Source organism: Bacillus sp. FSL M8-0350, assembly GCF_038593345.1.
Lineage (GTDB): Bacteria > Bacillota > Bacilli > Bacillales > Bacillaceae > Bacillus > Bacillus safensis.
This window is the reverse complement of record NZ_CP151985.1, coordinates 983150-997133: the sequence shown is the minus strand read 5'-3', so window position 1 is coordinate 997133 and position 13984 is coordinate 983150. Positions and strand designations below refer to the sequence as shown.

Genomic DNA, 13984 nt, shown 5'->3' with positions numbered 1-13984 from the left:
AGACTTGAGCACCCTGCCCAAAAATGAAAATAGGATGTTGTGCACGTTGTCCATTTACAGACTCTTCCTCATTTTATACACTTTATTTACTAGTAAAGCGCTTTCAAAAAAAAGAGGGACTGGGGAGGCTGACATCTAATGGCTGAAATGATGCTCAATCAAATTTATAAAGTATACGATAACAAAGTAACAGCAGTAGACAACTTTAATCTACATATAGAAGATAAAGAATTTATTGTGTTTGTTGGTCCATCAGGCTGCGGAAAATCAACAACCCTTCGCATGATTGCAGGTCTAGAAGAAATATCACAAGGAGACTTTCTGTTAGATGGAAAACGGATGAATGATGTAGCGCCGAAAGACCGGGATATCGCAATGGTTTTCCAAAACTATGCATTATATCCTCATATGAATGTGTACGATAATATGGCTTTTGGATTAAAGCTTCGGAAGTTTCCAAAAGCAGAAATTGATGAGCGGGTTCGAAATGCCGCTAAAATATTAGGGCTTGAGCAATATTTAGACAGAAAACCAAAAGCACTGTCTGGCGGTCAAAGACAGCGTGTTGCACTTGGCAGAGCGATTGTACGTGATGCAAAGGTTTTCCTTTTGGATGAGCCGCTTTCTAATTTAGATGCAAAACTCCGTGTTCAGATGCGTGCTGAAATTTCTAAGCTTCATCAGCGTCTGCAAACAACATTTATCTATGTGACACATGATCAGACTGAAGCCATGACAATGGCAACACGCCTTGTTGTCATGAAAGATGGTTTTATTCAGCAGGTAGGAGCGCCGAAAGATGTATATGAAAACCCAGAGAATGTGTTTGTAGGTGGATTTATCGGCTCACCTGCGATGAACTTTTTTACAGGAAAGCTCTCTGACGGTGCCATTGCGGTTGGAAAAACTCATATTCGTGTACCAGAAGGAAAAATGAAAGTATTACGCAGCCAAGGCTATATTGGAAAGGATGTCATTTTAGGCATCAGACCAGAAGATTTTCACGATGAACCAGTATTTATAGAGGCGTCTGAAGGCACAAAAATTCATGCTGACGTAGAAGTAGCTGAATTAATGGGGGCAGAAACGATGCTTTATTCTTCTATTGATGGTCAATCGTTTATTGCACGTGTTGATTCTCGTACCGATGTACAGGCCGGACAGTCCATCCCTCTTGCGATTAATATGAACAAAGCCCATTTCTTTGATTCGGATACGGAGCTGCGCATTCGCTCAGCAGAATAAAAAGATATATAAGCAGCACCATCACTCATCATTGGGTGATGGTTTTTTGTATGTTAACACAACATTTACCATGTTCTTTTTTCGTATGTTTTTTTCGGAAATAACCATAATACTTAGTACAAAGCAGTTACTGCATTGGGTTTCGCCAAGTGGCAAATGACTTAATCATTTCGCTGGTGCGATTCCAGCAAACCCAACCAAAAAAACAAATCATATACAAAAAGGAGAATCACATCATGGCTAATTCTAATAGTTCAAACCAATTACTAGTTCCTGGAGCAGAACAAGCGATCGATCAAATGAAATACGAAATCGCTTCTGAATTTGGTGTAAATCTTGGAGCAGAAACAACATCTCGTGCTAACGGTTCAGTTGGTGGAGAAATTACAAAACGTCTTGTGTCTTTCGCTCAACAAAACCTTGGCGGAACAAAAGCTTAATTTCATATCTGGATCATAGAAGGCACCTCTTATGGTGTCTTCTTTTTTTGTTTTTATCCCTCACCAAACTCCTTTCAGCTCATATCATGTAGTAGAAAGGAGCGGATCTTCATGGACATTTTTTCTGGTATGAACTTTGAACTTTTACAATTTGTAGGGATCTCTCTATTATGTGAATATGCTCATAGTATTCGGTCCTTTCACCTTTATAAAAAAAGCATCACATAAAAGTTGTACCAATTTGGGTTCTTTTCACTTATAGTATGTAGTGGAGGGATCGAACAGATGAAAATAGCTCTTTTCGGTGCTCATGGACGTGTAGGACAAGCATTTCTTCGTTTCGTTCAAGTAGATGATCGTTACATGGTTCGTTCATTGATTCGAACAAACCGAGAAGAAATGCTTGCGGGTATGTTTCAAGTCACCGGCAATTCAAGAAATCGGGAAGATGTGCTTGAGACAATCAAAGGAGCAGATATTGTTGTGAGCTGTCTATCAACAGATGGTGACGATACATTATCTGTTTCAATGGAGCATATCGTACAAGCCATGAAGCAAACAAATACATCTAGAATTATTACAATTGGTACAGCAGGTATTTTAAAAGCAAGAAAGCAGCCGGAGCTCTACCGTTTTGAAACAAATGAATCAAGACGGACTACTTCCCGAGCAGCTGAAGAGCATGCGAAAGCGTTTGAAATCCTTCAATCGACTGATCTAGATTGGACCATTATTTGTCCAACCTATTTACCAAATGGAGAAGTGACACGGTCATATCGCTATGAGAAAGATTTTCTCCCTATAGATGGAAAGAAAATTTCAGTTGAAGATACCGCACACTTTTTATATCAGCAGTTAAATTCGAAGGAGTTTGTACATCAACGCGTCGGCATCGCTTATTGATGATGATGCCTGTCCAAACAATATAATCAATAAAAGTCGAGAACAGAATCTCCGACTTTTTCATGCAAAGGAAAAGAGCCTCATTCAATTGGAAGAGGCTCTTTTTTCTACTATTCATCAGCTGTTGGCAACAGCACCTTTTTGCAGTTCATACATTTGTGCATACAGCCCTTCTTGCTGCATGAGTTGTTCATGACTGCCACGCTCGACGATTTCACCTTTTTCTAACACCAAGATCATATCGGCTTTCTTAATAGTGGATAATCGGTGAGCAATCACAAAAGTCGTCCGTCCTTCTTTGACTACATCAAGTGCCCGCTGAATGATCGCTTCTGTTTCTGTATCAATGTTGGCTGTGGCTTCATCTAAAATTAAAATCGCTGGATCGTACGCCAATGCGCGCGCAAATGAAATCAACTGACGTTCCCCTGAGGAAAGGGTGCTTCCCTTTTCAACGACTGGTTCATCAAAACCTTCTGGCAGGTGCTTCAATAACTCTGCTGCGCCTACTTGCTTTAATGAAGATTCAATGGTTTCTCTTTTGATGTCTTCATTTCCTAAGCTTACATTGGAAGCAATTGTTCCAGAAAATAAATACGGGTCTTGCAGCACAATGCCCATTTGTTTACGCAGCGTTTGGCGCGACTGATCATAAATGCTTTCGCCATCTATGAGAATGTCTCCTTGCTGAATGTCATAAAAACGCAGCAGCAAGTTCATGATCGAGCTTTTCCCAGAACCAGTATGCCCCACAAGTGCAACCGTTTGACCTTTCTTTGCTTCAAACGTAATGTTCTTTAAGACATTTTTCCCTTCATTATAAGCAAAGGTGACATCTTTGAACTGAACGTGTCCCTCCAGCTTCTTCTGAACAGGCTCTTCCACTTCTGTTCCTGGTTCATCTAATAACCTGAAAACCCTCTCCGATGAAACCCTTGCTAATTCTAACCTAGAGAATTGATTCACAATGCCTGTAATCGGCTGAAACAATCGATTTAAATAATCGACAAACGCATAGAGTACACCAATGGACACAATGCCTGTCGCACTTAACGAAGCACCGCCAAAATACCAAATGAGTGCCACATATGCTAAATTTCGCAGCAGGTTAACCAAATTATGTGAAAGTAGTGAATTTAAATGCAGCATCTTTCGCTGATATCGAAAGTGATTGTTGTTCAGCTCATCAAATTCCTCTTGCGTCGCTTTTTCATGACGAAACGCTTGAATGATTGTCATCCCTTGAATGGCTTCATTTAGCTTGGCATTAATTTCACTGATGATCGAACGAATGCGGTGATTGTACACTGATGCAAACTTTCTGTAAGTCATCGACCATAGGAAAATAATCGGTACTGCGACCAAACAAATGAGTGCCAGCTTTACATTTAACAAAAACATGGCAATGTAAATCCCAATCATGTAAATGGCACTCGTCACGAAATTAGCAAGGACTGTTACATATAAATCACGAATGGTTTCCGTGTCATTTGTGATTCTCGCGACAACCTTTCCAGCCGGTAAATTATCAAAATATCGGATCGGCAGTGTTTGGATGTGCTCAAATACGTCTACCCTCATTTTTTGAATAATTCGATTTGCAATCCTCTGGAGCAAATAATGCTGCCCATACTGAAAGAAAATCGCAACGATGAGCAGTCCTAGATAAAATAGAACAAGCTGCACCAAACCACTGATTTCTGGCTGATAAAAAGCGAAAATCTCCTCTTTTGATAAACGCTGTACCTCATAGGTCTCACGCTCGTTTCCATTATCAATGGTGAGCTGATCTCCCGCTATTTTTCTGTTTCCATCAAAACGAATCGGCTCATTCACAAAATAGTAACCGAACCCGACTTGCACTACATTGATTTGCTTTCCAGAATCCATTCCATTATTTAATCGATCGCTTCGTATATAGTTATTTCCCTGGTAATAAACGGTTTTGTCTGTCTTTTCATTGACCTCGACATACGGTTTTTCTACACCTAAAATATGATCATCAATCATTTTCTTCCCAATAAACGGTCCTGTCAGCTCAGCACCAACTGCAATCATTAGAAAGATTAAGGCAACAGACAATACTTTCTTATATAGGAGTGCGTAGGCAAGGAGTCTTCTTCCTGTTGTCATGCCTCATCCCCTCCTTCCAGCTGATTTGTCAGCTGCTGACGCAAAAATTGTTCCTTGTACCACCCATCCTGCTGGATGAGCTCGTTGTGGGTGCCCTTTTGGACAATGCGTCCTTCTTCCATGACAAGAATGAGATCCGCATGTTCAACAGCTGATAGGCGATGAGTTGTAATAAACGTCGTTTTGCCATGACGGTTTTGTCTTAGATTTTCTAAAATAGCGGTTTCTGTTTTTGCATCTACCGCAGATAATGAGTCATCCAGAATTAAAATGTCTGGATCAATTAATAAAGCACGTGCGATGGATATTCGCTGTTTTTGTCCGCCTGACAGCGCCACACCTTTTTCCCCAACCATGGTTTCCAGACCCTCTGGCAAAAGGCGTAAATCCTTTTCAAAGTAAGCATCTTTGATTGCTTGTGCTAACTCATCTTCTTTCGCATCCCGATGACCAAAGCGCAAATTCTGTTCCACGCTTTTTGAGAAAAGTATATGATCCTGCGGTACGTATCCAATCCATTGAAATAACTGATCTAATTCAATGTCTTGGATTGGAACACCTGATAGCAAGATTTGCCCATCACCTGCCGGGTACTGGCGCAAAAGCTGTTTGACAATGGTCGTTTTGCCGCTTCCCGTTTTGCCTGTAATCCCAATCGTCTGCCCTTTTCGTACAGTAAAGGACACATCAATGAGATTATCTTTAGATGAAGTTGGATACCTGAATGTCACATGATCGAACTCAATATCTCCAGGCTCTTGTAACGTTTTCGGCTGAGCAGCATCTGTTACGTCCGGCTTGTAGCTGAGTGTATGATTTAACCGGTCTAACGACGCATTTCCTCTTTGCATAATATTAATCAATTCGCCGATCGCAAACATTGGCCAGATCATCATGCCAAGATAGACGTTAAATGCAACAAGCTCCCCAATGGTTAAATCACTTTGGAACACGAGGTATGCTCCGTAGCCGATTCCGATTAAGTAGCTGATCCCCACAAGTAATTTCACTGTCGGCTCAAACAAAGAATCAATGATCGCCACTCGCATGTTTTTTTGAAATACATCATCTGTCATTTCTCGAAAGCGTTCGACATCTTGTTTCTCCTGCACAAAAGAGCGAATGACCCGGACACCTGCCACTGATTCAAGAACGCGATCGTTCATATCACCAAATGCATCTTGAGCGACTGTAAAGCGCTCATGGATTTTGCTTCCATAAAACGCAATCAAGAGCGCCATCAGCGGCATAGGGATAATCGCCATTAAGGTTAATTTCCAGCTAATCGTCAGCCCCATCGTAAAGAAGATCATCAGCATATAAGCAGTGGAATCAACCAAGGTCAGAACGCCAAAACCTGTCGTTAAGGCCACAGCATTCAAATCGTTTGTACCTAATGCCATTAAGTTGCCGGTTTTTTTCTTTTCATAAAAGGTAGGCGTCATCTTAAGCAAGTGGCGCATCAGTTTCCCGCGCATCACACGCTCCATGACATTTGCGCCGCCAAATAACTGATACATCCAAAAATATGTAAGTGTATAGACGACGACACCTAGTAAGCAAAAAATGGTCACATAAAACACAATACTGGATGTTGTAAATTGACCAGAACGAATGTCATCAACTGCCTGGCCTAGGTATCTTGGCGGCAGCATTTCAAGCACATTCACAATGAGCAGGAGCGTAATAGCAATGGTATAACGCCTCCACTCTTGTTTAAAGAACCAGCCTAATTTCGCAAATACTGAAAACATGTTTGTCTCTCCTTTTCAAGCTAACCGCTTTCTAAATTTTCCTGCAAGTCACCTTGTTTCGTTTTTTGAGCTTTTGTCATTTGTCTTGATTTTGGCATGTTCACATGCTTTCACTCCTCTTCATTTACTTGTTGTTTTTCATCCCTTTATTTCGAAATACGAAATGAATTCAACAAAAAAAGAGGCCACCAGCTGGCTGGTACGCCTCTTTTCGTCATGTAAAAAGGCGCATGTTGACAAATACGCAACATACGCCTTGATTCATCCGATCAATTGGAACAGACGAGTTCCTTTTCAATGACCAATGAAGGTGTAATTGTCACGTGAATCAACCCATTCATGCAGTTTGATTTCATTCTTCCAATGTTGCACATGACATTTCCTCCTTTTGGCTCTTGAATCTTTTTTTATCTTATAGTGGCTGTCACTATTTTGTCAATAAATATTTTTCAATAAATGAAATTTTCTAACAAAAATCATTCTCCTTCATGTGTATCTTTTTCTATTAACGGGTATACCATCAGTGTAAAGACTCCTTTTGAAAGGAATGAGGACATTGTTTCAAGCTGATCGGATGGTCGTAGCGTTTGATGGACATGAAGACAGTAAGAAAGCATTAAAAAAGGCAATCGCTTTAGCTAAAACCTTACATGCCAAGCTGACCGTTACCTATGCACATGATGGCAAAACAGACAGACAGGTGTTTGATGCACCGCGCCCAATGACTGGCGGAGCTTATATCGGCGGCGGTACGGCAGATCTTCAAACTCCCCCTGTATATGTACCTCACGATGAACAGCAAAGTCCCTTGATTTTTGAAGACCATACAGAAGAGGTCGTTGCGGAAGCACGAATGCTTTTAAATGAGGAGCAGTTTGAGGCTGCCATTGAAATTGTAGAAGGAGAACCAGCAGAAGCGATTATCGAATATGCGGAGGAAATATCAGCAGACCTCATCGTCATGGGAGCACGTGACCAAAGCAGATTGAAAAAAATGCTGTTTGGCAGTGTGAGTGAAAAGTTATCAGCAAAATCAGATATACCTGTGCTTATTGTGAAATAAATGCATCACAAAAGGCTGTAAACATTGGTTTACAGCCTTTTTTATTTATGAAGAGATGGATGCTTCACTTTCATGTTTAATTTTTTGCTGGAAGCCTTCCTGTACGCGCTTTGTCAGCTCTCCTGGAACGCCTTCCCCTACGGGCTCGCCATCTATTTCAACAATCGGAATAACTTCAGCTGTCGTCGAGCTGATGAAGATTTCCTGAGCGCGCAGCAGTTCTTCTTTGCTTATACGAGTTTCTTCAACCGTACATCCTTCTTCCTCACATACCTCCAGCAGCTTTCTACGAGTAATGCCGTTTAAAATGAGATTGTTTGCAGGATGAGTACGAATCACGCCATCAATCACGGCATATACATTCGAGGAGGTTCCCTCGGTCACAAAACCGTTTCTCACAAGGATTGCTTCAAACGCACCAGCTTCAGATGCTTTCTGCTTTTCCATGATGTTATATAAAAGATTTAAGCTTTTGATATCACACCTTAACCAGCGAAGATCCTCAGATAAAATGGCCTTTGCCCCAGCTTTCTGCTCTTGAACAGGCTTTTTCACCTGGAACGTATATGCCGTGATTTGAGGAGTAAGAGAATCACTATATTGATGTTTACGAGGGGCGACACCCCGCGTGACTTGAATATACACACCGCCATCTGTTAATTGATTGTGAGCGACGAGCTGTTGTAACTTTTCTTCCATATTTGATACTGTACCTTGCAGATGAATGCCAATTTCCTTTGCACTCTTGAACAGACGCTCTGTATGTTCCTTTAACGTAAACAAAGTACCATTGTATACACGGATGACCTCATAGACTCCGTCACCAAATTGATAGCCTCTGTCCTCAATATCAACATGTGCATCCTTTTTTTCAATGAAATCTCCATTGTACAATATTTTCATATGGAATCTCCCCTTCGCTTTGCAATAATGGTTGAATCTGATGCTATCTTAGCGGATAAATGGGTTCGTTTCAATGATTATTCAGAATTATTTCACATCGTATGAAATGGATAACCTTCTATTGTAACAAATATAGTTTGATAACCAAAAAGATTCCAATTTTTTAGCATCTTCTATATTCATAGGCTCTTTTTTCCTGTATACTTACTCCATATAAACACGACAAAAAACAGCGAAATAAGACAGAATCCACTACATGATTCGACACAAATTTTTGATTTATTGGAGCGATTGTAATGCAACGGGTTAAAAAAAAACAGACACCTTCAAACACAATGCTGCTCTCAAAGGCGATTGGTTTTGTCATCCTGACACTAATCCTCTTTTTTATTTGGGATATGTCCAAAACCAATATGCAGGCAGCAGATCAGCCGGCGAAATTGTCTGCGAGCAGTCAATTTAGGGACACAAGTACTAGTATGAAAGCAAAAGATGCTTCTCGGAAAACATTAGATGCACATTTTAAGATCCATTCAAATAAACATGTAACGGATCAAACGATCTTTTTAACCTTCGATGATGGTCCATCAGCGACTTCAAATCAGCTGTTAGATGTGCTAAAAGCGCATCAAGTGAAAGCCACATTCTTTATGCTCGGACCGCAGATTAAAGAACACCCGGCAGCTGTGAAAAGACTCCATCAAGAAGGTCATCAATTAGGGCTTCATGGTATTACCCATGATGTGAAACGCTTTTATCAAAAAAGTGATTCTCCTGTTAACGAGATGAAGGAAGATCAGCGCATTTTGGCTTCTGTCACAGGTGAGTATACCCATCTTGTAAGAACACCTTATGGCAGCACCCCAAATTTAACCGATCAGCAAAAAGCACGTTTAAAACAAAAAGGCTTTGTCTACTGGGACTGGACCATTGACAGTCTTGACTGGAAATATAAAAGCTCAAAATATGTACCAGAGGTATTAAATCAGCTGCAAGTGCTGGAGACAAAATATCCAAAAGAACCAAAAATCATCTTAATGCATGATCAGCCGGCGACGGCAAAATACTTAAGCAGCTTAATCACGCAGCTAAAGGCAAAGGGCTATACATTTGAAGTCCTTGATGAAACAATGAAGCCGCTGCAGCAATAAAGTAAAACCCGCACCTTTAGGATGCGGGTTTTTTAATGATTTATAAAGCTTTCACGAGATCGCCAATTCGCTCATGAAAGACAAGATCAAAAAGCGGATCGAATTCTGTTTCACTCAAATTCATCATCACCATGAAGATGGAAGGATCATGAGCTGCATCTTCTGGAATATACCTTGCTGGCGCTACCTCCAGGGAAGTCCCCATGACGAGGAGCATGTCCGTTTTCTGAAGTGATGTCTCCACTTGGTCTAAATGTTTGACCATATCGCCAAATAGGACAACATCTGTTTTTAGCACACGTCCACACGTACTGCCGTCTGAGGAAACCCTTTGACAGACCGGCACCTCTTCTTTCAATAAATAAGGCAGATCATATACCGCCTGGCACGATGGACAAGTAGCCGTTTGAATGGAGCCATGGAGTTCATATACATGCTGGCTTCCCGCCTTTTTATGAAGACCGTCAATATTTTGGGTAAAAATATCCACATGCTTCCCTTGTTGCTCAAGGCTGGCTAAAAAGGTATGCCCGCTATTTGGTTCGTATTCTCCACTCATTTTCATTTGAAACAAATCCTTAAATTTCGGCCAGAATTGATGAGGGTTTGATAAAAAGTAGGACCGGCTCATCGCCTCCATGCGGGAAGTATCTTCTGTCCACAGACCACCCGTTGATCTAAAATCAGGAATACCCGATTCTGTACTCATACCTGCACCTGAGAGTACTGTGATATGTGAAGCCTGTGATAATTTCTCTCTTAGTGCTTCCACTTTTGTTTGATCCACGCACCATTCCTCCTTTATTCACCCAGCTGCTTCTCACCTTTTTGTTTCATATAAATGGCCTGACCAGGGAAAGCAAATTCTACGCCTTCCTCGTGGAAAATATCTATGATGCGATAGTTAATATCCTGCTTAATATCAAGGTTTTCAGACCAAGCTGTCGTATTAGTGTAAAAGTTGAAAAACAAGTTCAAATAGCTGTCTGCCAGTACATCGAGATTTACCATAATCGTCTCTTTATGCACCCCATCATGCTCGTGAAGCATCTGTTTGAGACGCTTAATACACTGATCAATATTTTCCTTTGGTGTATTGTAGGAAACGCGAACAGAGAACGTAATCTGACGTTTATTCATTCTTGTCCAGTTTGTGATTGGCTCCTTAGAAAGCGTAGAATTCGGAACGGTCACGACGGCTTCAGCAGGTGTTCGAAACCTTGTGCTTCGAAATGTAATGTCCTCCACAGTCCCAAGTACACTTGGTGTCTCCACAAAGTCGCCCATCGTAAAAGGCTTCTCCGTAATGATGACGATCCCTCCAAAAAAGTTAGCCACTGTATCCTGAGCAGCGAGCGCAAATGCTAGACCACCTAGACCAAGCCCTGCCACAAGTCCATTTACGTCATAATTAAATTCTTGTGCAATGACGCTAATACTCAGTGCAATAATAATGAAACGAAGTACCTTTGATAAAAATGGTGCTAAAATATCATCCATATCTAATTCAAATTTCGAATTGACCTTTTGAAACAAGAAAGAAGATGCAGCGGTTAAATTACAAAGCCCCCACGTCAGCATTAATATAATAGAAGATCTATACAATTTAATGATGATATCCATATGATGCTCAAAGTATGGTGCCTGTCTTAACGCAAAATATAAACCAAGTGCCACGAAAAACAGCCTGGCTGGTTTTTCAAATGCCACAACAATTTGGTTAATGACCTCCGTTTTAGACCGATTCGTCAGCCTAAACAGAAGCTGAAATAAATACTTCGTAAATACTTTCCGAAGCAATAAAAAAAGCAATAAAATACAAAGGCTAATACCAATTTGGATCGCAATATCTACTGTAAAATATGTATCCATCCATTTTTGTGTAAACATGTCTGTCTCTCTCCTTTAAAACAATCCTCTCTAGTTTATAATATAACCTTCGTTCATGTCCTCTCTTAAATGTCTGACCTCTACATAAAAAGCCTCGGGACTGATCCCGAGGCATGAAGTTCAAATATGAAATTTTGGCTAGAGACATATCGACGGGCAGCAAACTACTTTTTCTTCTGAGCCTGATCAAGGAGAGTCGCTTTAAACATTTCAGCATCCGTTTCAGCCTTAATACGTTCTTCCACTCTAATTCTCCCTTTACCCAATCATCTCGCCTCCTTTTCATCATTATAAAACATCAGAATTTTCAGTCAACATGACGAAAGCACTAATATTTTGACGAACGCTGACGATTTGGACAAAATTGATCGAAGAAAAAATGATGTAGTTCAGATTTACTCAATAAGAGCTTGGGATATTCCTGCAACTTTTCACCTTTTATACACGATGCTTTCTCACCACACGCCATGTTCCATTACATACAGCTCTCCATCGTTCCATATAGTAAAGAAGGAAAAACAGCAAAAATTTGATATGATAAGACCAGAACTTATGTCAGGAGCTGGAGCATGTGTATATTATCGCGCATAGAGGGTCTTCAAGCGCTGCCCCAGAAAATACAATCGCCGCATTTGATTTAGCTGTTCAGCAAGGTGCGGATTATATTGAGTTAGACGTCCAGCTGACAATGGATCAGCACGTAGCCGTCATCCATGATGATACCGTTAATCGAACAACTAACGGAAGCGGCTTAGTGAAAAGTTATACACTTGATCGGCTGAAGAAACTGGATGCAGGAAGCTGGTTTGATTCACAGTACGCCAACGAACGAATTCCCACCTTACAGGAAATTCTTGAAAGGTACACTCATCGTGTCGGGATACTGATTGAGATCAAGCATCCAAAACGGCAGATTGGGATTGAAAAGGCAGTTGTCGACATCATCAACCGGTTTGCCTATTCCCGTCACATCATGGTTCAATCTTTTGATGCCAATGCACTTCAAAGAGTCAAAGCTTACGCCCCTTCTCTTCGAACAGCTTTTATTATAAAACCCTCTGCCTTTAAACTGACGAAAAGGAAATTAGCGGAGTACAGCTCCTTTGCGAATTGCCTTAATATGAAGAAAACGATGATCAACAGATGGTGGATTGACCGCATCCACTCATTTGGAATGGATGTCTTTATATGGACAGTGAAAGATCAAAAAACAGCCGACAGGATGAAAACATACCTCATTGATGGAGTGGTGACGGATCACCCGCCATTTTTTCTAAAGGAGAAATGATTAAATGAAAGCATATCTCGCCGTATTTATCGGTGGATTGGTTGGTACCCTTTGCAGATATGAACTTAGCCAATCCGTTGTCAGCCAGACATTCCCCTATGCAACACTGATTGAAAACATGACAGGCAGTCTGTTTCTTGGCTTTTCAACAGGATATTTTATGTTTCGGAAAGGAAAAAAATATCTTGCTGCTTTGATCGGAACAGGATTTTGCGGTGGTTTTACGACAATGTCCACTTTTTCTAAAGAAACGGTTCTCTTATTACAGGATGGACTGTTCACATCAAGTATCATGTACATTCTACTCTCAGTGATTGCTGGAGTGGGCGCTGCCTTATGTGGACTGATCACCGCTCAGCGCCTCTTTCAACAACATGAGCAGCCGAAAGGAAGCAGATAAATGATTGTATTTTATACAGCTGTTGCCGGCGGGATGGGCAGTGCCCTTCGTTTTTTCCTCAGTCAATCGATTCAGAAAACCAAGTTTCATACTCGTTTTCCGTATAGTATTATTCTCATCAACTTACTCGGCGCTGCCGGTTTAGGTTTACTGACAGGTGCAGTGTCTGACAATGATCCGCTGCTTATGATCATTGGTACTGGGTTTTTCGGTGGTTTTACAACATTCTCTACATTTAGTGTAGAAGCTGCGTCCATGCTGCATGAGCGGCAAATTGGACTTCTTGCTGTCTACTTGCTGGTCACAATCATCGGGTCTTTATGTCTCTTTGCTGCGTTTTATCAAATAGGACAGCATCTTATTTAAATATTGGTAATGGCGGCTAAGCTGATGAGCAGCTGATCCATGAGCTGGCGCTTCATCAAAAAGAGTGTTTTTTCACTATAGCCAATTTCCATTGCACACTTTGCCATCCGCCAATCTCGAAAATATTTGTAATCGATGAGCTGCTGCTCTATTTCGTCCAACTCTTTTAATGCCGTTTCAATACAAGCAACGATGAGTTCATACTGACTTTTTTGTTCTTCTAACTTTTTCCGAGTCATGTGGTCGAGATGATGCGGGCTTCTTTTTTCAAGCTGCCTTTCGATATTTAAGATCGCTGCTTGATAATTTTTGAAATTCTTTAAATGAAACTCAATTCGTTTCATTGAGGTTTTTTTCTCCGTGATACTTGCTGTTTCATACCAAAGCATGTCCATCCCCCTCTATCGAACGTTTGTTCTTATTATATACCGAACATACATTCGTTAAA

15 protein-coding genes are annotated in these 13984 nt (G+C 40.9%); 8 read left to right on the top strand and 7 right to left on the bottom strand.

Annotated features, from left to right (window positions below; genetic code table 11):
• The first annotated feature begins 138 nt into the window (after positions 1–138).
• The 3 genes from ugpC to NSS80_RS05015 all read left to right on the top strand — a co-directional run bounded on the left by ugpC (position 139) and on the right by NSS80_RS05015 (position 2588).
• A complete protein-coding gene (ugpC, locus tag NSS80_RS05025; RefSeq protein WP_024425745.1) occupies positions 139–1245 on the top strand; it encodes a sn-glycerol-3-phosphate ABC transporter ATP-binding protein UgpC in 1107 nt (368 codons plus the stop codon).
• 236 nt (positions 1246–1481) lie between these two features.
• The gene (locus NSS80_RS05020; protein ID WP_024425744.1) at positions 1482–1685 is read left to right on the top strand and encodes an alpha/beta-type small acid-soluble spore protein; all 204 of its coding nucleotides are present in this window, start codon (positions 1482–1484) and stop codon (positions 1683–1685) included.
• A gap of 285 nt (positions 1686–1970) precedes the next feature.
• Positions 1971–2588 carry an NAD(P)H-binding protein gene (locus NSS80_RS05015; protein ID WP_041116985.1) on the top strand — a complete coding sequence of 206 codons (618 nt, stop codon included), beginning with the start codon at positions 1971–1973 and terminating at the stop codon, positions 2586–2588.
• Positions 2589–2705: 117 nt separating this feature from the next.
• Here the strand turns inward: NSS80_RS05015 and NSS80_RS05010 are convergent, their stop codons facing one another.
• Together NSS80_RS05010 and NSS80_RS05005 are read right to left on the bottom strand one after the other, a co-directional pair.
• Positions 2706–4721, bottom strand: a complete 2016-nt coding sequence (locus NSS80_RS05010; protein ID WP_041116983.1) for an ABC transporter ATP-binding protein — start codon at positions 4719–4721, stop codon at positions 2706–2708.
• On the bottom strand, positions 4718–6475 hold the full coding sequence (locus NSS80_RS05005; RefSeq protein ID WP_041116982.1) for an ABC transporter transmembrane domain-containing protein: 1758 nt from the start codon (positions 6473–6475) through the stop codon (positions 4718–4720). The genes NSS80_RS05010 and NSS80_RS05005 overlap by 4 nt, the downstream gene beginning before the upstream one ends.
• 556 nt (positions 6476–7031) lie before the next feature.
• On the opposite strand from NSS80_RS05005, the gene NSS80_RS05000 reads away from it, so the two are divergent.
• Positions 7032–7538, top strand: coding sequence for a universal stress protein (locus NSS80_RS05000; RefSeq protein ID WP_034282233.1), 507 nt, complete (start codon positions 7032–7034; stop codon positions 7536–7538).
• Positions 7539–7583: 45 nt separating this feature from the next.
• Here the strand turns inward: NSS80_RS05000 and dat are convergent, their stop codons facing one another.
• Positions 7584–8441, bottom strand: coding sequence for a D-amino-acid transaminase (gene dat, locus NSS80_RS04995; RefSeq protein WP_041116980.1), 858 nt, complete (start codon positions 8439–8441; stop codon positions 7584–7586).
• Between the two features lie 296 nt (positions 8442–8737).
• Between dat and NSS80_RS04990 the strand changes: the two genes are divergently transcribed.
• A complete protein-coding gene (locus NSS80_RS04990; protein WP_034282235.1) occupies positions 8738–9592 on the top strand; it encodes a polysaccharide deacetylase family protein in 855 nt (284 codons plus the stop codon).
• Between the two features lie 40 nt (positions 9593–9632).
• On the opposite strand, the gene NSS80_RS04985 is transcribed toward NSS80_RS04990, so the two are convergent.
• From NSS80_RS04985 to NSS80_RS04975, 3 genes are all read right to left on the bottom strand, one after another.
• Positions 9633–10379, bottom strand: a complete 747-nt coding sequence (locus tag NSS80_RS04985; protein ID WP_080769816.1) for an NAD-dependent protein deacylase — start codon at positions 10377–10379, stop codon at positions 9633–9635.
• 14 nt (positions 10380–10393) lie between these two features.
• Positions 10394–11482: a mechanosensitive ion channel family protein gene (locus NSS80_RS04980; protein ID WP_041116978.1), complete on the bottom strand. Its 1089-nt coding sequence runs from the start codon at positions 11480–11482 to the stop codon at positions 10394–10396.
• A gap of 164 nt (positions 11483–11646) precedes the next feature.
• Positions 11647–11748 (bottom strand): YhdX family protein, encoded by a 102-nt coding sequence (locus NSS80_RS04975; RefSeq protein WP_017360338.1) that lies wholly within the window; start codon positions 11746–11748, stop codon positions 11647–11649.
• A gap of 305 nt (positions 11749–12053) precedes the next feature.
• On the opposite strand from NSS80_RS04975, the gene NSS80_RS04970 reads away from it, so the two are divergent.
• The 3 genes from NSS80_RS04970 to crcB (NSS80_RS04960) are packed head-to-tail and all read left to right on the top strand — an operon-like array spanning position 12054 to position 13536.
• Entirely contained in the window at positions 12054–12770 is a 717-nt protein-coding gene (locus NSS80_RS04970; RefSeq protein ID WP_034282238.1) for a glycerophosphodiester phosphodiesterase family protein, read from the top strand.
• Between the two features lie 4 nt (positions 12771–12774).
• Positions 12775–13170, top strand: coding sequence for a fluoride efflux transporter CrcB (gene crcB / locus NSS80_RS04965; RefSeq protein WP_041116976.1), 396 nt, complete (start codon positions 12775–12777; stop codon positions 13168–13170).
• Positions 13171–13536: a fluoride efflux transporter CrcB gene (crcB, locus tag NSS80_RS04960; protein WP_041116974.1), complete on the top strand. Its 366-nt coding sequence runs from the start codon at positions 13171–13173 to the stop codon at positions 13534–13536. It begins immediately after the preceding gene.
• Here the strand turns inward: crcB (NSS80_RS04960) and NSS80_RS04955 are convergent.
• Positions 13533–13925, bottom strand: coding sequence for a hypothetical protein (locus NSS80_RS04955; protein ID WP_034282242.1), 393 nt, complete (start codon positions 13923–13925; stop codon positions 13533–13535). The genes crcB (NSS80_RS04960) and NSS80_RS04955 overlap by 4 nt on opposite strands.
• Positions 13926–13984: the final 59 nt, after the last annotated feature.